General features: G+C 69.3%; 14 protein-coding genes. 6 read left to right on the forward strand and 8 right to left on the reverse strand.

Features of this window, described 5'->3' with window-relative positions; all coding sequences use genetic code 11:
* The first annotated feature begins 148 nt into the window (after positions 1-148).
* Both F9C41_RS04760 and F9C41_RS04765 read left to right on the forward strand, forming a co-directional pair.
* Positions 149-472, forward strand: a complete 324-nt coding sequence (locus tag F9C41_RS04760) for a hypothetical protein (protein ID WP_155385314.1) — start codon at positions 149-151, stop codon at positions 470-472.
* Between the two features lies 1 nt (position 473).
* On the forward strand, positions 474-875 hold the full coding sequence (locus F9C41_RS04765; protein WP_230689294.1) for an STAS domain-containing protein: 402 nt from the start codon (positions 474-476) through the stop codon (positions 873-875).
* A 64-nt stretch (positions 876-939) separates the two neighbouring features.
* On the opposite strand, the gene F9C41_RS41745 is transcribed toward F9C41_RS04765, so the two are convergent.
* The 3 genes from F9C41_RS41745 to F9C41_RS04775 form a co-directional block, all read right to left on the reverse strand.
* Positions 940-1065, reverse strand: coding sequence for a hypothetical protein (locus F9C41_RS41745; protein ID WP_269058896.1), 126 nt, complete (start codon positions 1063-1065; stop codon positions 940-942).
* Between the two features lie 160 nt (positions 1066-1225).
* A complete protein-coding gene (locus F9C41_RS04770; RefSeq protein ID WP_155385315.1) occupies positions 1226-1672 on the reverse strand; it encodes a nitroreductase family deazaflavin-dependent oxidoreductase in 447 nt (148 codons plus the stop codon).
* A gap of 192 nt (positions 1673-1864) precedes the next feature.
* Positions 1865-2752 carry an NAD(P)-dependent oxidoreductase gene (locus F9C41_RS04775; protein WP_155385316.1) on the reverse strand — a complete coding sequence of 296 codons (888 nt, stop codon included), beginning with the start codon at positions 2750-2752 and terminating at the stop codon, positions 1865-1867.
* 216 nt (positions 2753-2968) lie between these two features.
* Here F9C41_RS04775 and F9C41_RS04780 point away from each other — a divergent pair, with 216 nt between their 5' ends.
* Positions 2969-4027 (forward strand): hypothetical protein, encoded by a 1059-nt coding sequence (locus F9C41_RS04780; RefSeq protein ID WP_155385317.1) that lies wholly within the window; start codon positions 2969-2971, stop codon positions 4025-4027.
* A gap of 173 nt (positions 4028-4200) precedes the next feature.
* Here F9C41_RS04780 and F9C41_RS04785 read toward each other — a convergent pair whose 3' ends face one another.
* Positions 4201-5718 carry an arabinofuranosidase catalytic domain-containing protein gene (locus tag F9C41_RS04785; RefSeq protein ID WP_230689295.1) on the reverse strand — a complete coding sequence of 506 codons (1518 nt, stop codon included), beginning with the start codon at positions 5716-5718 and terminating at the stop codon, positions 4201-4203.
* Between the two features lie 41 nt (positions 5719-5759).
* On the reverse strand, positions 5760-10811 hold the full coding sequence (locus F9C41_RS41080) for a ThuA domain-containing protein (RefSeq protein ID WP_230689296.1): 5052 nt from the start codon (positions 10809-10811) through the stop codon (positions 5760-5762).
* Positions 10812-11474: 663 nt separating this feature from the next.
* Here F9C41_RS41080 and F9C41_RS04800 point away from each other — a divergent pair.
* The 3 genes from F9C41_RS04800 (at position 11475) to F9C41_RS04810 (ending at position 19112) form a co-directional block, all read left to right on the forward strand.
* A complete protein-coding gene (locus F9C41_RS04800) occupies positions 11475-13313 on the forward strand; it encodes a family 43 glycosylhydrolase (protein ID WP_407924662.1) in 1839 nt (612 codons plus the stop codon).
* Between the two features lie 130 nt (positions 13314-13443).
* The gene (locus tag F9C41_RS04805; RefSeq protein ID WP_155385318.1) at positions 13444-16440 is read left to right on the forward strand and encodes a glycoside hydrolase family 95 protein; all 2997 of its coding nucleotides are present in this window, start codon (positions 13444-13446) and stop codon (positions 16438-16440) included.
* A gap of 272 nt (positions 16441-16712) precedes the next feature.
* Positions 16713-19112, forward strand: coding sequence for a ricin-type beta-trefoil lectin domain protein (locus tag F9C41_RS04810; protein ID WP_230689297.1), 2400 nt, complete (start codon positions 16713-16715; stop codon positions 19110-19112).
* Between the two features lie 83 nt (positions 19113-19195).
* Here F9C41_RS04810 and F9C41_RS04815 read toward each other — a convergent pair whose 3' ends face one another.
* Genes F9C41_RS04815 through F9C41_RS04825 form a run of 3 tightly spaced genes read right to left on the reverse strand, consistent with a single transcriptional unit; the run spans position 19196 to position 21336 of the window.
* On the reverse strand, positions 19196-20170 hold the full coding sequence (locus F9C41_RS04815; RefSeq protein ID WP_230689298.1) for an aldo/keto reductase: 975 nt from the start codon (positions 20168-20170) through the stop codon (positions 19196-19198).
* 55 nt (positions 20171-20225) lie between these two features.
* A complete protein-coding gene (locus F9C41_RS04820) occupies positions 20226-20528 on the reverse strand; it encodes an L-rhamnose mutarotase (protein WP_155385319.1) in 303 nt (100 codons plus the stop codon).
* Positions 20529-20580: 52 nt separating this feature from the next.
* Positions 20581-21336 (reverse strand): SDR family oxidoreductase, encoded by a 756-nt coding sequence (locus F9C41_RS04825; protein ID WP_155385320.1) that lies wholly within the window; start codon positions 21334-21336, stop codon positions 20581-20583.
* Positions 21337-21341 lie beyond the last annotated feature (5 nt).

The raw sequence follows: 21341 nt of genomic DNA on the forward strand, positions 1-21341 counted from the left end.
GCCTGAGGTCATCGACCCCCCGGGTGGCCCATACCAGGACCGCTGAGCACACAAGCCGTCGTTCTCCAACCAGTCCGTCGAACTGTGCCGTTTCTTACGTTGATCATCTTGTCTTGCGCTCACCGCACGATCGTGCGAATCTCGTCGCGTGAGTACGCGCAGAGTGGCCGCCGACGTGAGGACCGTATTGGCGGCTGTGCAGAACCCGGCTGCGGTGTCCAGCAGCGATGCGGTGCTGGCCGCACTGGCGGACGCGCATGCCCGGCGGATGCGGGCCGAGGAGGAGATCCGGCTGCTGCTGGCGTACGGTCGCCAGTTCGTGTATCCGCACCCGTACACGCTGGGTGAGCTGGCTTCGGCGGCGGGGATGTCGGTGTCAGGTGTGCGCACCGCATACGGACAGCAGGACGTCGACAAGGTCTCGGCAGCGACCGGCCTGGAGCCCGTGCCCTCCGAAGGAGAGGAAAGTTGACGTGGAGGTCACAGACGTCGACGTGCACGGCGACGACCCGCGCGAGGCGGTCGTGGCCGTCTCCGGCGAGATCGATCTGACAGCCCGTGACGACCTGCTGAACACCCTTTACTCGGCAATCCACACGGCGGGCGTCACGAGAGTCGTCGTCGACCTCGCCCAGGTCTCGTTCATGGATTCGACCGGGCTGCATGTCCTGATCACCGCCCGTGAGCGCGCGCTCGGTTCGGGTGTCGCCTTCCACGTCGTCGGGGCCACCGGCATCGTGCGCCGGGTGCTGGCGGTCACCGGCCTGCTGAAGCTACTGGCCGGTGACATGGACGCCGATCCGGACAAACCGGCGCCGCCGCCCGCCACCGACCCGTCGCACGCCACGAGCCTGCCGTCGGCGACAAGGTCATGATGGTCGCCGAATCACTGCTGCCGCGGACGGCGGTTCGGGCCGGGCCGGGACGCTCGCCGTCCGGTCACCGGCCGGCCCGTGAGCGGCGCTGCCGGAAGGCCCGGCCGGCGAAGTAGCCGAGGATGGCGACCGTCACGGCCGCGACGGGCAGCACAAGAAGGATTTCCGTGGTGTTGAGGTTCGAGATCACCACGAGAGGATAGGGGTAAGCAGCCAAGCGTGTGACCCCGGCTAGGCCGAACGGCCGATGTCATCGATACGTCGCTTCCGCAGAGGCCCGCGCAAGGGCGAAAACGCCTGGCCACCCCGCTGGTGATGTCGGCCGCGCGGGCGCCCTGGGGCTTGACCGCTCAGCTGCCGGTCGGTTCCAGGACGAACACGGGGATCTCGCGGTCGGTCTTCTTCTGGTAGTCGGCGTACGGCGGATACGCCGCGACGGCCCGGTCCCACCATTGCGCCTTCTCCTCGCCGGTCACCTCGCGGGCCGCCATCTCCCGGCGCCGGGGACCGTCCTGGAGCTCCACCGTGGGGTTCTGCAGGACGTTGTAGTACCAGACGGGATGCTTGGGCGCTCCACCCAACGAGGCCACCACGGCGTACCGGCCGTCGTGCTCGACGCGCATCAGCGGAGTCTTGCGGATCTTGCCGCTCTTGGCGCCCAGGGTGGCCAGGATGATCACCGGCAGGCCGGTGTCCATCAGCGTCGTGCCCTTGGTGCCGCCGGAACTCTCGTAGAGCTCCACCTGATCGCGCACCCACTTCTCCGGACTGGGTTCGTACTCACCTTCAAGTGGCATGGCATCCGTCCATTCACTGTCGCGTTCCTGGTCCTACGGTGCCTCGAATCGCGCCGCCGGACCGTGCTTTTCCAGGATTTCGACGACGGCTCCGGGCGGGACAACGGCACAGTCCGGCCGGCAACATGTCGACGACCGCTAAACGGCGCGTGCGCCGTGCAGCAGGCGGTGGTACAGCGGACCGTAGAGCAGTCACGGCCGCGCCGACGCGGCGGGAATCTGCTGCAGTACTTCGATCATGATGGCGATGTCGCGGTCGGCGTATCCCAGCTCACGAGCTTTGCTGAGCAGCGCGTCGGTGACCTGCGCCGCCGGCAGCGCCACGCCGAGCGAGTCGGCGGTGGCAAGAGCAAGGCGGATGTCCTTCTGCATCAGCACCACGTCGAACCACGGCTCGGCCAGCGGATCGAGCAGGAAGTCAGCCCGGGCGCGCAGCGACGGCGAACCGATGGCGCTGCCATTCATCACCTCGATCGCCTTCTTGCGGTCGACCCCGCCCCGCTCGGCCAGCAGCACGCCTTCACAGAACGCCAGCAACTGCGCGGCCAGGCTGTCGTTGATGGCCAGCTTGAGCAGCAGCGCCTCGGCGTTGCCGCCGACATGGGTCACCTGTTGGCCCAGCTGATGCAGCAGCGGTTCGACCGCGTGGAAAGGTTCGGTGTCGCCGCCGACCATGATGGCGAGGCTGCCCTGCTCCACGGCGCGGACGCTGCCGGAGACGGGGGCGGCGAGCATGTGCGCGCCGATCCCGCGCACCTGGTCGCCGATCCCGCTGCTGGCGGCCGGGCTCACCGTGCTCATGTCGATGTAGATCTTCCCGGGTCCCAGGCCGGCGAGGATCCCGTCCGGGCCGGATGTGACCGACTCCAGGGCGGCGTCGTCGGTCACCATGCTGAAGACGACCTGCGCCGCGGCGGCGACCTCCCGTGGCGTGTCACACCAGGTGAGACCGCGCTCGATCAGCGGTTCTGCCTTGGCCCGGGTGCGGTTGGTGCCGTACACCCGGTCCCCGAGGTCGAGCAGGCGCCCGGCCATCCGGCCGCCCATCGCGCCGAGGCCGACATAACCGATCGTGTTCATCGCATGCTCCTCTCGCCTGCCCACGATCTCGGTGTCACACGCGCGGCGCCCATGCCCGCAGCGCACCAATTGAACCGTACGCCCGGTTTAGTCATGTGCGCTGGCAGATCATCAGCTCCGAACGCGAAGCAGTCGCGCGGCGACCCTCGTCGAACACGGTGATCGCCGACCATTTCGACGATGGCGACGGCGGTTCGGCGGTGGTCCGATGGCGCGATGGAACCGTTCAGCGCGATCGCCATGCTGGCCGCCAAGCACGGCATCGTCATGGTCCTCGGTGCGCTGGGCGGCGACGACAAGCTCGCCGGCGTGGCAGGTGAGCTCTTCGCCTCGCTGACGGCGACGGAGAACGGCATCAACCAGCGGCTGGCCGGCGTCGAAGCACAACTGGCCGAGCTGGACAGGAAGAACTACGCGACCGCGCTCAGCAACGGGACGCGATACCTGTTCGAGGCGAACCTGGCCGGCGACCCCGCCCGTCGGGCAGCGGACCTCGAGCTGGCCCGGCAGCAGTTCATCCATGCCCAGTCCGCAGCCGGTGAATCGTCACCGCTGCGGCGCGCCACCGCCGGCCGCTACCTGTTGCTGGTCTCCATCGCCACCGGGCGTACGGCGGCGGCCGCCGCCTCCCTGCCCGACGTGGAGGCGGCGCTGCTCGATGCGGCGCTGGTCGCCAGAGTGAAGCAGTTCGATCCCGAACCGGAGGCGCAACGGCTGGTGCGCGGCCAGGGCGCCGCCGGCCTGTTCAGCCGCGACGCCAAGCTGGACGCGGCCCGCAAGGCGGTGTTCACCGAGGGGGACGAATCAATGCGGCTCATCGGCCAGATGCTCATCGAGATGGCAGTGCTGGCTCCCGCGCTGGGCCTGCCGCGCCGGCTCGACCCGATCCCCGCGGTGCGATGGGACCTGCAGGTGCCGCACGACGGCGGCCGGATCGCCGGCATCGGCTGCCGGTTCCGGGTGAAAGGCTGGCAGCACCGGGTCGGGCCGCTGAAGACGTTCGCCTATCCGATCTCGGCGGAGCTGACCTTCGAACCGCCGCTGCGGCAACCGATCACCCTCGTCGTACGCATGGCCAAAGGCCCCCACCACACCCAGCTCCTGGCCGCCGGCACCAGCCAGGTCGACGTCCCGTTCGACGGCTACACCGACGAGCTCACCGAACGCGCGCAGCGCATCGACATCTGCCCGAACGAGCAGGTCGGCGGGATGCTGACCTTCGCGCCGCAGTCCTTCCAGCCGTGGGAGCCGGGCATGTGGAAGACCGGCAGCTGAGCTGCCGTGCGCTGCCGGCCGTGCGGCAGAAGAGCCGCTACGACCTCCGCTACAGAGTTTCCCCGGCGGCGTCGGCACGATCGCCGATCACCGCCGGGGTCTGCTCAGCTCGGTCGCCGCGGCCATGGCGCGGCGGCGCCGCTCGTGCTGTCAGGGCCGAAGGCCAGTCTGGTTCATCGGTAGCCCGCGGCGACGATGTTCGCCTGGACCGCGTTCTCGGTGGCATCGGACGGGTAGCCCGAGACCATGGCGCCCTCGTAGAACGTGCCGGCGCTGGCGTTGGCTCCGCCATCGGGCTTGCAGCAGTCTCCGCCGCTGCCCAGCACGATGGCGCCCTGCTTCTTCATCGGGCTGTATCCGCTGGGAAGCGCACCGTCCCAGAGGGTGTACAGGCTGCCGGACTGGGCGTTGCTGCCCTTGATCGCGAATCGCGAGACGCCGTTGTTCTTCAACGTCGCCGTGACGAACTTGCTGGTGAATGCCCGCTGGTTAGGGTTCCAGGTGCTGCTGCCGCCCGGGAAGAGGCCCCATTCGAGATCGGCCTGGACCCAGGGCCCGGAACCGGAGCAGCCGCCGAACCAGCAACTGGTGCCGAAGTAGATCGCGTCCATGGCGCCGGCCGCGTCGGCCTTGCGGGTGGTCTCGCTGTTGCCGTAGTCGAAGCAGCAGCCGCTGTTGACGTGGGTGCCGCTGGTGACCATGTACATTCCCTCGGGTGCGCTGCCGGTCGGGACACCCGTCAGGTGTCCGTCGCGCCAGTAGCTGTTGCCGGGGTTGATGTACAGCGAGTACGCCTTGCTGCCACCGACCGTAAGCGACTCGGTCGTCGCCGTGGCCGGACGGCTCTGCGGTGATCCGGGGACCACGCTGGAGCCCTGATACCACAGGTCGTTGCCGCGCCCGGACTGGTCGAACAGCACCGTGATGACACAGGTGGTGTTCACGCAGAACGAGTCCTGCGCGGCCGCGTTGGCGACGCCGCCGGTACCGAGCACGCCGATGTTGCGGGTGGTGTTGTCCGACGAGCGCCTGACCTGGTACAGGTTTCCGCTGTAGGACTGGTAGAGGGCCCGGGTGGTGCTGTGCGCCGCGACGCAGGGCGTGCCGCCCGCACCGTAGATGTCACAGGGGCCGCCCCCGGCGGGAGGCGCCGAGGTCGGGGTCGGGCTCGGCGAGCCCGGCACCGACTGCGTCCACTGCTGGTTGGCGCCGCCGTGGCAGGCCCAGAGCAGCACCTTGGTGCCGTTGGCGGTCGCGGCGGCGTTGGCGTCAAGGCACAGGCCCGACTGGACGCCGGTGATGGTGCCGTTGGCGTTGACGTTCCACTGCTGGTTGGTCTGGCCGTTGCAGTCCCAGATGATCGCCTGCGTGCCGTTGGTCGTGCCCCGGCCGGAGGCGTCGAGGCACTTGTTGCCGTAGACCGTCAGCTGGCCCGCCGTGGTGAGAGTCCAGGCCTGGCCGGCGGCGCCGTTGCAGTCCCACAGCTGTGTCTGCAGGCCGTTGCCGGTGCCGGAGTTGGGCACCTCCAGGCACCGGCCGGACTGGCCGCCCACGATCCGCGTGGGCGTGCCGACCGTCGCCGCCTGGGCGACTTCGGCCTGCACGGCGACGGCGACACCCGCGGATGCCAGGGCCAGGGCCATGGTGGCGGCTGCCACCCATCGGGAGCGGCCTTTGTTCGGATGAACCATCGGGCTACCTCACAGAGTTCGGGGTACGGATCGAGGCCGGATCAGGGCAGGGTCCACTTCTGGTTGGCGCCGCCGTTGCAGGTCCACAAGGCCACGACCGTGCCGTCGGCCGAGTTGTTGCCGGACACGTCCAGGCACTTGCCCGACTGCGGATTGCGCAGCGTGCCGTCTGACTGCGCAGCCCAGTTCTGCGCCCCGCCACCGGTGCACGTCCACAACTGGATCTTCGTGCCGTTCGCGGTCCCGCCGCCGCTGACGTCCAGGCACTTGCCGAGCGCCCGCAGCGTCGAACCCGACACCGTCCACGTCTGCGGGGCACCACCGTTGCAGGTGTACAGCTGGATCTGCGTGCCGTCGGCGCTCGCACCGTTGCGCACGTCCAGGCACTTGCCCGCCAACCCCTTGATCGGGCCGGTGCCAGCGGTGCTGGTGCCCTTGACCAGGACGAACTCGTCCACGTCGAAGAGGAAGCCACTGGAGCCGGTGAAGGTCAGATACAGGTTCTGAGTGCTCGACGGGACACCCGACAGGCTCGTGGTGACGTTCTGGAAGTTCGTCCAGCTGCCGGTGTTGGGCACCGTGACGGAGCCGAGCACCGGCCCGGTGACCGAGCCGGTCCGGACCTGGATCGTGCCGCCGGCGCCGGCGGATGCCACCCTGGCCCGGAACGAGGTGCTCCCGGTCAGATCGAGACCGTTGTACGCCGCCCAGTCGCCGGACTCGATGTTGCCCAGGACCTGGCCGCCGTTCGCACCCGACTTGGCCAGCGCCGAGACTCCGCCGGCTGAGGAGTACGACTCGGCCTGGCGGGTGATGTCGCCGGTGGGCGGGGTGCCGCCCAGGTCCTTGATCCGGATGTTGCGGAAGGAGACGTCGTCGCCCGAGCCGTGGTTCTGGATGCCGATGTAGCCGGCCATCGAACGGGCCGAGTTGGTGTTGGTGTAGTCGTTGATCTTCGATCCGTTCAGGAAGACCTGCAGCCGCTCCCCTTCGACGAGCAGCTCGTAGGTGTTCCACTCCCCCGGCGGGTTGAGCGCCGCGTCGCGGGCGGTGATGTCGGCGGACTGGAGGGCGTAGATCGCGCCGGTGGTCCGGTCGGCGGAGTCGGTGGCGTCGATCTGGACCTCGTACCCGTTGTCCAGCGCGCCCTGTGCGGTGCTGCCCGCGGGGAACCCGATGACGACCCCGGAGTTGTCGTCGCCCGGCACCCGCCAGTCGAGCTTCAGCGAGTAGTTGACGTACTCGCGGGTGGTGTAAGCGAGCATGCCCATGCCGCCCGACGAGGTGAGCGTGGCGTCGGAGTTGCCGAAGCTGCCCGGGCCGGTCTGCGACCAGCCGGTGGTCGAGCCGTTGTAGAGGGCGGTGTAGCCGGTCTCCGGGCGGCAGTCGGCCTTGGCGCGGCCTGCGGCGTAGCGGATGCCGCCGAGCAGGTGGCTGCGGAACGCCGTCTCGGAGTACGCCGACTGCGAGTGCCCGCCGCCGGTGTAGAAGGACCGGCCGCCGCTGTAGGTCTTGCACCAGGAGTGCGGGTGGTCGGCGCCCATGGAGCCGCCGGAGTACGAGGACTCGTCGACGGTGGCCAGCACCCGGGCAGTGGAGCGGGCGTTGGTCTGGTAGTTGTACCACTCCTCGGTGCGCGTCCAGGTCGGCGACAGGTGTGCGGTGGCCGGGTGTGCCCGGTTCTCGACCTTGATGTTGGCCTGCTGGATCGACGGGTGGGAGGCGAAGTAGGCGCCGACGAGGTTGCCGTAGAACGACCAGCTGTATTCGGTGTCGGCGGCGGCGTGCACGCCGACGAAGCCGCCGCCGGAGCCGATGTAGGACTCGAACGCGGTCTGCTGGCCGGCGTTGAGGACGTCGCCGGTGGTGTTGAGGAAGACGACCGCCTCGTACTGGGCGAGGTTGCCGGTGGTGAACGCGGAGGCGTCCTCGGTAGCGGTGACGGTGAAGTTGTTGGCCGAGCCGAGTGACTGGATCGCCGAGATGCCGGCCGCGATCGAGTCGTGCCGGAAGCCGGCCGTCTTGGAGAAGACGAGCACGTCGTACGGGGCGTCAGCGGCGCTGGCCGGGCCGGCCGGAGCGGTGGCGGCGAGGACCGCGAGGACCGCGGTGGCCGCGCCGAGTACTGGTCGCAGGAGTCTGCGCATGGTGGCTCTCCTTGGTAGGGAAGGTGACGCGGGGGCCCCGCACCGGCACGCGGGCGCCGGTGAGGGGCCGGCGGGGCAGGGCAGGGTCCACTTCTGGGTGGCGCCGCCGTTGCAGGTCCACAAGGCCACGATCGTGCCGTCGGCCGAGTTGTTGCCGGACACGTCCAGGCACTTGCCCGACTGCGGATTGCGCAGCGTCTGATCCGACGTTTGGTAGGTCCAGCTCTGCGCCGCGCCGCCGGTGCACGCCCACAACTGGATCTTCGTGCCGTTCGCGGTCCCGCCCCCGTTCACGTCGAGGCACTTGCCGAACGCCCGCAGCGTCGAACCCGACACCGTCCACGTCTGTGCAGCGGCCCCGTTGCAGGTCAACAGCTGGATCTGCGTGCCGTCGGCCGTCGCGCCGTTGCGCACGTCCAGACACTTGCCCGCCAGCCCCTTGACCGGACCGGTCCCGGTGGAGGCACTGCCGGTGGTCAGGGTGAACGAGTCGACGTCGTACAGGAACCCGGTGCCGGAGCCGGCGAACGTCAGATACAGCGTGGTGGTGCCGCTCGGCGGGCTGGTGATCGTGCCGGTGACCGTGGCGAAGGTGTCCCACGAGCCGGTGACCGGCACGGTCGCCGAGCCGAGCACGGTGCCGGTCGCCGAGCCGGCCCGGATCTGCAGCGTGCCGCCGCTGCCCGCGGACGAGACGCGGGCGCTGAAGCCGGTCGCGTTGTTGATCCGGTACGGCTGGAACGCGATCCAGTCGCCGTTGTGGATGTCACCGACGGTCTTGCCGCCTTCGGCGGCGCTCTTGTCGAAGGTGGCGACCCCGGACGAGGTCTTGAAGTGCTCGGCCTGGCGCTTGCGCGGCTGGAGGGTGTGCTGGGTGTGCGTGGTCAGGCCGCCCGCGTCGGTGTACTCGGCGTCGAAGACGCCGAAGATGTTCGCGGCGTCGTCGTGCTCGCCGTCGACGGGAACCGCGATCGACCCGGTGCAGCCGCTCTGGGAGGTGATCTGGTGGCCGTGGCTGTCGTGGCCGAGCACGTAGGTCATCTTGACCTTGGTGCAGTCGATGGTGCCGTCCTCCGGGTCGGTCACCGTGATGCTGAACGGGACGGTGTCGCCGAAGCTGAACAGCTGCCCGTTGGCCGGGGTGGTGATGGTGACCGTCGGCGCGGTGTTGCCGACGCCGATCTGCACGCCTGCCGTGCCGGTGGCGCCCTGCGGGTCCCGGACCGTCAGCGTGGCGTTGTAGGTGCCGTTGGCGGTGTAGGTCTTGGCCGGGTTGGCAGACGTCGACGTGGTGCCGTCACCGAAGGCCCACGAGTACGTGAGCGTTCCGCCCTCGGGGTCCGACGATCCCGCGGCGGAGAAGTTCACGGTCAGCGGGGCCGTGCCGGAGGTCCGGTCGGCGGTCGCCACGGCGGTCGGTGCCCGGTTGCCGCTGCCCACGTAGTCGTAGCGGTACAGGGCCGAGTTGGCGTCGCCGTTGTAGTAGCCGGTGCCGTAGTCCAGCACGTACAGCGCGCCGTCGGGTCCGAAGGCCATGTCCATGACCTGCTTGCCGTTCCAGGGGAAGGTCTCGATGGCGCCGCGGGTGCCGTCGGAGTTCACGTGGATCGGCTTGACCCAGCTCCGGCCGAATTCGCCGGCGAAGAACTGCCCGTCGAAGCCCTGGGGGAACTTGGTGCTGGAGGACGACGAGGCGTCGTACCGGTAGACGGGGCCGCCCATCGGGGACTCCGAGCCGCTGCCGAACTCCGACGGGCTGCCGGAGTCGCCGGCGTAGCGGATCCACGCCGTCTTGGCGGCCGGGAGGGTGGGCAGACCGGTGTTGCGGAAGGAGTTGTTGGTCGGGCCGCCGCTGCAGTTGTACTTCGAGCCGGCGCTGTTGGCGGCGAAGTCCCACTCGGCGTAGGTCTCGCTGGAGGTGTTCGTTCCGGTGCAGTAGGGCCAGCCGTAGAAGCCCGGCCCGGTGACCCGGTTGAACTCGACCTGCCCGCTCGGGCCCCGGCTGGTGGTGCTGCCGGAGTCCGGGCCGTAGTCGCCGACGTAGACCACGCCGGTGGCCTTGTCGACGCTGATCCGGAACGGGTTGCGGAACCCCATCGCGTAGATCTCGGGACGGGTCCGGTTGTCGGAGTCGACGAACATGTTGCCGTCGGGGATCGAGTACGACCCGTTCGCGTTGACCTTGATCCGGAGGATCTTGCCGCGCAGGTCGTTGGTGTTGGCCGCGGACCGCTGGGCGTCGAAGGCGGGGTTGCGGTTGGTCCGCTCGTCGAGCGGCGCGAACCCGGCGGACTCGAACGGGTTGGTGTCGTCGCCGGTGGACAGGTAGAGGTTGCCCGCGGCGTCGAAGTCGATGTCGCCGCCGGTGTGGCAGCAGATGCCGCGGTCCGCGGCGACGTCGAGGATGTCGACCTTGCTCGACTGGTTGACGGTGAAGTCGGAGTTCAGCGTGAACCGGGAGAGCCGGTTCACGCCCTGCCAGGCCGACCAGTTGCTGCCGGTGGTCGGGGCGTCGCCGCTCGGGGTCGACAGCGGCGGGGCGTAGTACAGGTAGATGTAGCGGTTCGATGCGAAGTTCGGGTCGACCCCGATGCCCTGCAGGCCCTCCTCGTCGTGGCTGTAGACCGAGATGGTGCCGACCACGGCCGTGTTGCCGGCCGCATCGGTGCGGCGCAGCGTGCCGTTGCGCGCGGTGTGCAGGACCGACCGGTCCGGCAGCACGGCCAGCGTCATCGGCTCGCCCGTCTCGGACACCCCCTTGGCGAGGGTGACCTGCTGGTAGTCGGTGCTGACGATCGTGTGCGCCTGCGCCGGCACCGGGCCGCCGAGCCCTGCGGGGCCTGCGGTGAGAATGGCGGTCGCGCCGGTCGCGGTCAGCAGTAGCGCTGAGCCTGCGGAGAACCATCGTCTGGTGCGGTGCGGGGGGAGGCCGTCCCTGATGGACATGAAGACCCTTCCTGACAAGTGATGGCCAGGCGGGCGCGAACCATCGCGCCGGATGCCGTGGGGGTGCTGCCTGTCAGGTGCCGCACCTGACAGGTGGCGGCCTCTGACGGCGGATGGAGCCATCACAGATCGCCAGTCGATGGGTCCCGCGCCGCCGGTACGCCTCGACGAAAAACTTGCCGATCTTGCCGACTCCCGTGTCACATGTCGTGGTGGGAGTCCACGTCATATGACGTGTTATCAGGTAGTCGGCTCGGTCGATGTTATCGGTAACATGTGAGTTGTCAACCCACCTGAAGGCATCGATCTTCCGCTTTTGATCGCCTCCGATGCGGACCGTCCACCTGACCTGCGCACTCGCGAAACATTTTCGACACACCTTGACGCAAGTCCTGTTATCGGTCACATTCGACTGACCGCGGTATGGTCGGCACCTTCATCCGCATCGGCTGGCAGGGCACCGATCGCGCACGTCATGGCGACGGGCCAGGTGTGCGGCGTGTTCGAGACGTCATACAGCGCACTTCATTTTCTGCACGCAAGTCGACCTCGCGGGTCGCGGTCCTCCCCTCGCCGCGGGCTCGCCGACGCGGCGGCCGGGTCCCGATCGGCACGCACTCGAACGCGGCGTCGCACCAGGTCGGCGACCTCCGAAGGAGAGACGTGAAACATCCGTTCACCCTGCAGACCGGCCGGAACCTGCCCCGCCTGGCCCTGCTCGGCGCCAGTCTGCTGCTCGCGCTCACGCTCGCGCCGGTCGGCGCCGGCGCGGACAACCCGATCGTCCAGACGATCTACACCGCCGATCCCGCACCCCTGGTCCACAACGGCCGCGTGTACCTCTACACCGGACACGACGAGGACGGATCGACGTACTTCACCATGAAGGAATGGCGGGTCTACTCCTCGGCGGACATGGTCAACTGGACCGACCACGGGTCGCCGATGAGCCTGACCACCTTCAGCTGGGCCAGCGCCGACGCCTGGGCCGGACATGTGGCCTACCGCAACGGGAAGTTCTACTGGTACGTCCCGGTGAAGAACCGTGCGACCGGGGGCATGGCCATCGGGGTCGGCGTCTCCAGCAGCCCCACCGGCCCGTTCACCGACGCCCTCGGCCGTCCGCTGGTCGAGAACGGCGAGATCGACCCCAACGTCCTCATCGACGACGACGGTCAGGCCTACCTGTACTGGGGCAACCCGCGCCTGTGGTACGTCAGGCTGAACACCGACATGATCTCCTTCTCGGGCAGCCCGACCCAGATCCCGCTGACCACCTCCGGCTACGGCACCCGCGCCGGAAACAACAGCCGCCCGACCCTGTACGAGGAGGGTCCCTGGGTCTACAAGCGCAACGGCCTGTACTACAACGTGTTCGCGGCCGAATGCTGCTCGGAGTTCATCGGCTACTCCACCGCGTCGGGCCCGACCGGACCCTGGACCTACCGCGGGACCGTCATGCCCCGGCAGGGCGGCAGCTTCACCAACCATGCCGGCGTCGTCGACTTCAACGGCGGCTCCTACTTCTTCTACCACAACGGCGCCCTGCCCGGCGGCGGCGGTTACACGCGGTCGGTGGCCGTCGAGAAGTTCTCGTACAACAGCAACGGCACCATTCCGACGATCAACATGACGAGCTCCGGCGCGCCGCAGATCGGCACGCTGAACCCGTACGTGCGCCAGGAGGCGGAGACGATCGCCTGGGAGTCGGGCGTCGAGACCGAGCCGGCCGGCGAGGGCACCCTCGACGTCGGCTGGATCGACAACGGCGACTACCTCAAGGTCAAGGGTGTCGCCTTCGGTTCCGGTGCGACGTCCTTCACCGCCCGGGTGGCCTCGGCGGGCGCGGGCGGCAACATCGAGCTGCGGCTGGACAGCCTGTCGGGCCCCGTCGTGGGCACGTGCGGGGTGGCCGGCACGGGCGGTTACCAGACCTGGGCGACGGTCTCGTGCGGAGTGTCGGGGGCGACCGGCACGCGGGATCTGTACCTGAGGTTCACCGGCAGCGGCAGCGGCCTGTTCAACCTGAACTGGTGGCAGTTCGGCGGCGGCGTCTCCGGCGGCAACCAGCTGACCAACGCCGACATGGAGACCGGCACGACCGGGTGGGCTGTCTTCGGCAGCGGCACCCTGGCGTCGAACACGGCCGTCGTGCACGGCGGCAGCAGGTCGCTGCTCATCACCGGCCGCACCGCCTCCTGGAACGGCATCCGCCAGGACGTCACCGGCAAGCTGGTCAACGGCAAGAGCTACACGACCGACGTCTGGATGCGCACCCAGAGCGGCACACCCTCGGCGAAGGTCACCCTCGCCGTGACGGCCAACGGGTCGACCGGCTACATGCAGCTCACCCCTGCCACGACGGTGAACTCCGGCGGATGGACCCAGCTGACCGGCACCGCGACCGTCTCCTGGACCGGAACGCTGTCGGGCGCGAGCCTCTACGTCGAGACGGCCGCCGGGACCGACGGCTACTACCTCGACGACGCCTCCTTCCAGTGACCGGCCGAACCTGACGGCGCCCGAACCGGGCCGGTGGCCAGCCACACGGCCGGCCACCGGCCCGGCTCCCCTCCGCCTTGACGCACCAGCCAACTGACCATTCAGCTGTTCGCTCCGAGGGAGTTGAGCGATGTCGGATCCGACACGCAGACAAGTGATCAAGACCGGTGCCGTGGGCGCCGGCGCCCTACTGATGCCGTTGCCGTGGACCGCCGAAGCGCAGGCCGGTTCGGCGGCGCCCGCCGAGGTGCTCGCGGCCGCCGACCTGGCACTCTGGTACAACCAATCCGCCGGCACCGACTGGCTGCGCGCCCTGCCCATCGGCAACGGCCGGCTGGGCGCGATGGTCTTCGGCAACGTCGACACCGAGCGGCTACAGCTCAACGAGGACACCGTGTGGGCAGGCGGCCCGCACGACCCGAGCAACACGGCAGGGGCGCAGGCGCTGGCGGAGATCCGGCGGCTGGTCTTCGCCAACCAGTGGGGCGCCGCCCAGGACCTGATCAATCAGCGCATGCTCGGCAGGCCGGTCGGCCAGCTCGCCTACCAGCCGGTCGGCAACATGCGGCTGACCTTTCCCACCTCCGGCAGCGCCTCGCAGTATCACCGCCGGCTGGATCTGACCACCGCCACCACCTCGGTCACCTATGTGATGAACGGCGTGCGGTACCAGCGGGACGTGTTCGCCAGCGCACCCGACCAGGTGATCGTCATGCGGCTGACCGCCGATCGCGCCGGGGCGGTCACGTTCACCGCGGCGTTCGACAGCCCGCAGTCGTCGAGCGTGTCCAGCCCGGACAGCGCCACCATCGCACTGAACGGCACCTCCGGCACCATGGAAGGGGTGACCGGGGCCGTCCGGTTCCTCGCCCTCGCCGGGGCGAGCGCCAGCGGCGGCACCGTCTCCAGTTCCGGCGGCACGCTGCGGGTGTCCGGCGCGACCAGCGTGACCCTGTTCGTCTCGATCGGGTCGAGCTACGTCAGCTACCGCGACGTGAGCGGCGACTACCAGGGCATCGCCCGCCGCCACCTCAGCGCCGCCCGCGGCGTCTCCTACGACCAGCTGCTCGCCCGGCACACCGCCGACTACCAGGCGCTGTTCAACAGGACGACCCTCGACCTCGGCCGGACCTCCGCGGCAGATCAGCCGACCGACGTCCGCATCAGCCAGCACGCCTCCGTCAGCGATCCGCAGTTCTCCGCGCTGCTGTTCCAGTACGGCCGGTATCTGCTCATCGCCTCGTCCCGGGCGGGCACGCAGCCGGCCAATCTGCAGGGCATCTGGAACGACCAGATGGCCCCGCCGTGGGACTCGAAGTACACCCTCAACGCGAACCTGCCGATGAACTACTGGCCGGCCGACACGACGAACCTGCCCGAGTGCCACGAGCCGGTGTTCGCGATGATCCGGGACCTGGCGGTGACCGGGGCCCGGACCGCCCAGGTGCAGTACGGGGCGAGCGGCTGGGTCACCCACCACAACACCGACGCCTGGCGGGCGACCTCGGTCGTCGACGGCGCGTTCTGGGGCATGTGGCAGACCGGCGGCGCGTGGCTGGCGACCTTGATCTGGGACCACTACCGGTTCACCGGCGACGTCTCGTTCCTGAGCACCAACTACCCGGCCATGAAGGGCGCGGCCCAGTTCTTCCTCAGCACGCTGGTCACCGAGCCGAATCTCGGCTACCTGGTGACCAACCCGTCGAACTCCCCCGAGCTGTCCCACCACTCCAACGTCAGCGTCTGCGCCGGTCCGACGATGGACAATCAGATCCTGCGGGACCTGTTCGACGGGTGCGCCGCGGCCAGCGAGGTGCTCGGCGTGGACTCCGATTTCCGGTCGCAGGTCCGCGCGGCCCGCCAGCGCCTGGCCCCGATGAAGGTGGGCTCGCGGGGCAACATCCAGGAGTGGCTGGCCGACTGGGTCGAGACCGAGCAGTACCACCGCCACGTCTCCCACCTGTACGGCCTGCATCCGAGCAACCAGATCACCAAGCGGGCGACGCCCACGCTGTTCGAAGCCGCGAGGCGGACCCTGGAGCTGCGCGGCGACGACGGCACCGGGTGGTCGCTCGCCTGGAAGATCAATTTCTGGGCGCGGATGGAGGAGGGCGCCCGGGCCCACAAGCTGATCAGAGACCTGGTCAGCACGTCCCGGCTCGCGCCGAACATGTTCGACCTGCATCCGCCGTTCCAGATCGACGGCAACTTCGGGGCGACCTCCGGCATCGCCGAGATGCTGCTGCACAGCCACAACGGCGAGCTCCACCTGCTGCCGGCGCTGCCCTCGGCGTGGTCGGGCGGTCAGGTGACCGGACTGCGCGGCCGGGGCGGCTACACCGTGAGCCTGACCTGGAGCTCGGGCCAGCTCGCGGAGGCGCTCGTCCGCGCCGACCGCGCCGGCGTGGTGCAGGTGCGCGCGCGGCTGTTCACCGGCGGCTTCACCGTGGTCGACGCCGCCGACGGCACCCCGGTGACCCCCGCCAGGGTCGAGTCCGACTGCGTCCGGATCACCGTCCAGGCCGGCCACACGTACCGGGCTCAGCCGACGGGACAGTCGACGCCGACCCTGGAGCAGCTTTTCGCCAATTCCGGCACGACCAACGACGGCAACACGGGCGCGGGCAACTTCGACGGCAACGGGGCGACCCTGTCCGCGCAGGCCCTCGCCCTGGTCGGAGTGACCCCGGGCGCGACCCTGAGCCGCGAGGGAGTGACCTTCCGGTGGCCGAACGTGCAGCCGGGCGGGGCGGACAACGCGATCGCCTCGGGCCAGTCCGTCGCGATCAGCGGCACCGGCAGCAAGCTCGGCTTCTTGGCCGTCGGCACCTACGGCGCGGTCGGCGGAACCGCCACCGTGGTCTACGCCGACGGCACCCGCCAGTCGTTCACCCTCAGCGTGCCCGACTGGTACGGCGGGCCCAAGAGCGGCGCGACGGCGGCGATCGTCATGGCTTACCAGAACCGGCCGGGCAACCGCCGGGAGAACACGGCCGCCACCATCTACTACGCCGGCGTGTCCCTGGCGGCGAAACCCGTCGTGCGCGTCGAGCTGCCCAACATCAGCTCACGGCCGGCATCCGGCGTGCCGACGATGCACATCTTCGCCATGGCCATCGGCTCGTAGCAAACCCCGGCCACACCGGTGACCACACCGGCACGCTGCGGGCAGCGCGATGCTGCCCGCAGCGTACGGCACCGCCGGGCCCGCCGTCCGCCTGAGCCGGCCGCGGCATGCCCTGTCGCGCAACCGCATCCCATCGATCTCAATATTGCTATGACGTCATACATGTGATGTGATGCACGCCATCGGTTACGCCAGCGTTTCCCGCTGATGACAGCTCACCGATTTTCTGCTGTGCCCCCGGTCAGCAACTCCACTCATGGAAGGACGCCATCGTGGCTTCTGCTCCCAGCCGCGCACCTCGACAACCGAAACACCGACCCCGACTGCTGCCCCTTTTCGCGGCCACCCTGCTCGTCGTCGCATCGGCGCTGTCGGCCACGCCCGCCACCGCCGCGGTCATGACCACCCTCTACGTGTCCCCCACCGGATCCGGCACGGCGTGCTCCGCCGCGCAACCGTGCTCGCTGACCCAGGCCCAGTCGTCGGTGCGCGGTCTCGCCCCGACGATGAGCGGCGACATCGTGGTGCAGCTCGCCGGTGGCACCTACGCCCTGTCCACGCCGCTGACGTTCACGTCCGCCGACTCGGGCGCCAACGGATACACCGTGTTCTGGCAGGCCGCGTCGGGCGCCCAGCCGGTCATCTCCGGCGGACAGCGGGTCACGGGATGGACGCAGGCCGACGCCACGCAGAACATCTGGCGCGCGGGTGCGAGTGCCGGTTTCGACACCCGCCAGCTCTACGTCAACGGCCGTCTCGCGACCCGGGCTCGCACCCAGATCAACCGCGGCGACTTCACCATGACGACCAGTGGCATGACCTTCACCAACAGCGGCCTGTCGTACCTGAACAACGTCGCCGCGGAGGACCGCATCGAGCTGGAGTCGGTGAACTCGTTCACCGACCGGTACGTGCCGGTGCAGTCCATCAGCAACAACACGATCACCATGGAGCAGCCGGCCTGGAACAACAACACCTTCGGCTACGACACGCTGAGCAGCCCGTTCCGCGCCGGGCCGATGTACCTGGTCAACGCGCGTGAGTTCCTGGACACCGCCGGCGAGTGGTATCTGGACACCTCCGCCGGCCAGCTCTACTACAAGCCGTTGAGCGGCGAGAACATGTCCACCGCCGACGTGCAGCTGCCGCGGCTCGAATCGCTGCTGCGAATCGGCGGCAGCTACGCGGCGCCGGCGCATCACCTCGCCTTCGCCGGCCTGCAGTTCTCGCACACCAGCTGGCTGCAGCCCAACACCGGCCAGGGCTACGCCGACCAGCAGACCGGCGCGTACATCTACGGCACCTGGTCTCGGCCGTCGAACTGGCTGAGTTCGTGCCAGTCGGGCTGCCAGCAGTTCGAGGCGACCCGGCCCAACTGGCGCCAGATGCCCGCAGCGGTGCAGGTCTCGGCGGCCAACGCCATCAGGTTCACCGGCAACCGGTTCACCAACCTCGGCCAGGTCGGGCTGGGCATCGGCAACGACGCCAACGCGCACGCCACCGGCGTCGGGCTCGGCGCCAGCGACATCGACGTGATCGGCAACACCTTCGAGCAGCTCGCGGCCGGCGCCGTCATCGCCGGTGGCGTGCAGGCCGACGCGCACCACCCGAGCGACAGCCGGATGACCAACCGGGACATCGTCTACAGCAACAACTCCGTCCACGACGTGGCCATCGACTACCGCAGCCATGTCGGTCTGCTCATGACGTACGCCGCCGACTCGGCCATGACCAACAACGAGGTCTACAACCTGCCTTACACGGGCATCTCGATCGGCTACGGCTGGGGCGCCAACGATGCCGGCGGCGCCCAGGACTACACCGACCGCGGGCTCTACAACTACCAGCCCCGGTACACGACCGCGACGATCGCGAAGAACTACCGCGTGCAGGCCAACTACGTCCACGACGTCATGCGCCAGATGACCGACGGCGCGGCGTTCTACGCCCTGTCCGCGCTGCCGGGCACGACGATCAACCAGAACTACTTCCGCAACACCAACGGCTGGCTCGGCCTGTACTTCGACGAAGGCGCGCGGTACATGTCGGCCGGCAACAACGTGTTCGACAACATCGGGCAGTGGGCCTACGGGCAGCACTGGGCCAACAACAACACCGGCAACCTGACCCTGACCAACAACTGGACGACCAGCACCAACACCAACATCACCAGCGGCTCGCGCGGCAACACCAACACCGGCACGGTGGTCGTCACCGGCGGGAACTGGCCGACGGCGGCGCGCACGGTGATGACCTCCGCCGGCGTGCAGTCCTCCACCCAGCAGGGCGTCACCATCGTCGGCGGCCAGTCGGGACGTTGCGTCGACGTGCCGAACGCCAGCTCCACCAACGGCACCCAGGTGCAGTTGTGGGACTGTGCGGGCGGCACGGGCCAGCGGTGGACCTACACCGCGAGCAAGCAGTTGATGGTGTACGGCAACAAGTGCCTGGACGCCACCGGACAGGGCACCACCAACGGCACCCGCCTGGTCATCTGGGACTGCAACGGGCAGGCCAACCAGCAGTGGAACGTCAACTCCAACGGCACGATCACCGGCGTGCAGTCGAATCTGTGCGTGGACGCGAGCGGCAACGGCACCGCCAATGGGACTCTGCTGCACCTGTGGGGATGCCACGGCGGCACGAACCAGCAGTGGGCCCTGCGCAGCTGATCCGGCAAAACGTGTAATGGGGGGTTGGGACTATCACGTCCCAACCCCCCATTACTTCTTGACTGGAGGGCAGTGCGGTGACGCTAACGCGTCGCCCGCCAGAGACCGTCCGGCACGGGTGTCCGCATTCCCGTCGCCGCGGCCGCCACGTGCTCGGCCGATCTCATGCCGGTGACGACGGACGCCACAGCCGGATGACGCAGCGGGAACTGCAACGCGGCGACGGGCAGCGCGACGTCGTGCTCCCGGCAGGTCCCGGCCAGCCGACGAGCCTGCCGGAGCACCCGGTCCGGCGCTGGTCCGTAGTTGAAGTTGACGCCGTCCTGCGGCCATGACCGGGCCAGGATGCCCGAGTTGAACGGTGCGGCCGCGACGACGGCCACTCCCCTGCCCGCGCACTCGTCGAGCAGCTGCTCACCGGAGCGGTCGAGCAGGGTGTACCGGCCGGCCAGCATGACGACGTCGAGGTCGGTCTCCCGCACCATACGCAGCGGCGCCTGCCACTGGTTCATGCCGACGCCGACCGCACCGATCACGCCCTGGTCGCGCAGCGCGGTCAAGGCGGGAATGGCCTGGCTGACAGCGTCGTCGACGGCGTCGTCGGGGTCGTGGACGTAGACGATGTCGATACGGTCGACACCCAGTCTGGCCAGGCTCTCCTCGATGCTCCGGGCGACGCCGTCGGCACTGAAGTCCCACACCCGGATCAGATCGTCGGGAACGTCGAAGCCGCCGGCGGCGAGATCGGAGCCGGTCGGCGCAGGATGGGGGCGCAGCAGCCGGCCGACCTTGGTGGACAGGAGGTAGGCGTCGCGCGGGTAGGCGCGCAGCGCCTCGCCCAGCCGCTGCTCCGACAGGCCGAGCCCGTAGTGGGGTGCGGTGTCGAACAGACGTATGCCCGCCTCCCATGCGGCGCCGACGGCTTGCGCGGCGTCGAGGTCGGGTCTGGCGTAGCCCATGTTGCCGATCCCGGACGCGCCGAAGCCCAGCGTGGTCACGCTCAGGCCGGTGCGGCCGAGCGGCCGAGTGGGCATCGCCGCTGGGGCGGTTGGATTCACGGCAGCTCCCCTGATTCCGAAACGGTGCGGGTCGAGGTGGGACAGGGTCGGTCGATCAGGGCAGTTGCCACACCAGGGGCAGCGGCCCGCGCTGGGACACGGCCATGTCCAGCAGCGGATGGATGACCTGGTGCCAGCGTTCGGTCAGCTCCAGTTCCGCCATCGCCGACTCCATGTCGGCCCAGTCGTCGCACACCACGGTGTGGAACAGGTCGAGCCCGTCGCGCCAGATGTGCCACGAGTGGACCCCGCTGGCACGCAAGGCCTGCTCATGCTCCGGGGAAAGCTTGGCGTGGATGCGCTCGTACTCGGCCTCGAGGCCGGGCTTGAGCCGCGTGTGCAGTCCGATCACCTGCATGGGTACTCCTTGCCGGTCGTTGTCGTCAGGTGGGGTCCGCTGGTGGGTCCGCTCACCGGCCGAGCCAGCCGCCGTCGACGGGCACGAGCGCGCCGTGCACGTAGTCGGAGGCGGCCGACGCGAGGAAGACGGCCACGCCGGCGAGGTCGGCCGGTGTGCCCCACCGCCCGGCCGGGATGCGATCGACGATGGCGGCATTGCGCGTGGGATCGTCGCGCAGCGCCTGGTTGTTGTCGGTGGCGATGTAGCCGGGCACGATGGCGTTCACGTTGACGCCGTGGGCAGCCCACTCGTTGGCAAGAGCCTTCGTCAGTCCGGCCACGCCCGACTTGGCGGCGGTGTATCCGGGCACGGTGATCCCGCCCTGGAAGCTGAGCAGCGACGCCGTGAAAATGATCTTTCCGGTGCGCCGGTTCAGCATCGCCCGGCCGACCTCGCGCGCCAGGATGAACTGCGCGGTGAGGTCGACCGCGAGGACGTGGTCCCAGTCGTCGTCGCTGTGCTCGGCCGCGGGCGCGCGAGCGATCGTGCCGGCGTTGTTGACCAGGATGTCGACCGGACGCTGCCGGCCCGCGAGGTCGGCGGCCAGGGCGGCGACCGCCTCACGCCGGGCGAAGTCGACCGCGCGCACCTCGCAGGTCCTCCCGTGGGCCGTCACCCTGCGGACGACTTCGCTGCCTTCCTGCTCGAGCTGGGCGCTGACGGCGATGACGTCGGCTCCCGCGCCTGCGAGCGCCTCGGCGACGGCCAGGCCGATGCCGCGACGGGCCCCGGTGACGACGGCGAGTTTGCCGGTCAGGTCGAACATGGCTG

The sequence above is a fragment of the Catellatospora paridis genome (assembly GCF_009720365.1).
Lineage (GTDB): Bacteria > Actinomycetota > Actinomycetes > Mycobacteriales > Micromonosporaceae > Catellatospora > Catellatospora paridis.

Bases quoted from the DNA above. Each gene is read 5' to 3' on its own strand.
- F9C41_RS04785 (WP_230689295.1), bottom strand. From the start codon at position 5,718: ATGGTTCATCCGAACAAAGGCCGCTCCCGATGGGTGGCAGCCGCCACC.
- F9C41_RS41080 (WP_230689296.1), bottom strand. From the start codon at position 10,811: ATGTCCATCAGGGACGGCCTCCCCCCGCACCGCACCAGACGATGGTTC.
- F9C41_RS04820 (WP_155385319.1), bottom strand. From the start codon at position 20,528: ATGCAGGTGATCGGACTGCACACGCGGCTCAAGCCCGGCCTCGAGGCC.
- F9C41_RS04770 (WP_155385315.1), bottom strand. From the start codon at position 1,672: ATGCCACTTGAAGGTGAGTACGAACCCAGTCCGGAGAAGTGGGTGCGC.
- F9C41_RS04805 (WP_155385318.1), top strand. From the start codon at position 13,444: ATGTCGGATCCGACACGCAGACAAGTGATCAAGACCGGTGCCGTGGGC.
- F9C41_RS04825 (WP_155385320.1), bottom strand. From the start codon at position 21,336: ATGTTCGACCTGACCGGCAAACTCGCCGTCGTCACCGGGGCCCGTCGC.
- F9C41_RS04775 (WP_155385316.1), bottom strand. From the start codon at position 2,752: ATGAACACGATCGGTTATGTCGGCCTCGGCGCGATGGGCGGCCGGATG.
- F9C41_RS04780 (WP_155385317.1), top strand. From the start codon at position 2,969: ATGGAACCGTTCAGCGCGATCGCCATGCTGGCCGCCAAGCACGGCATC.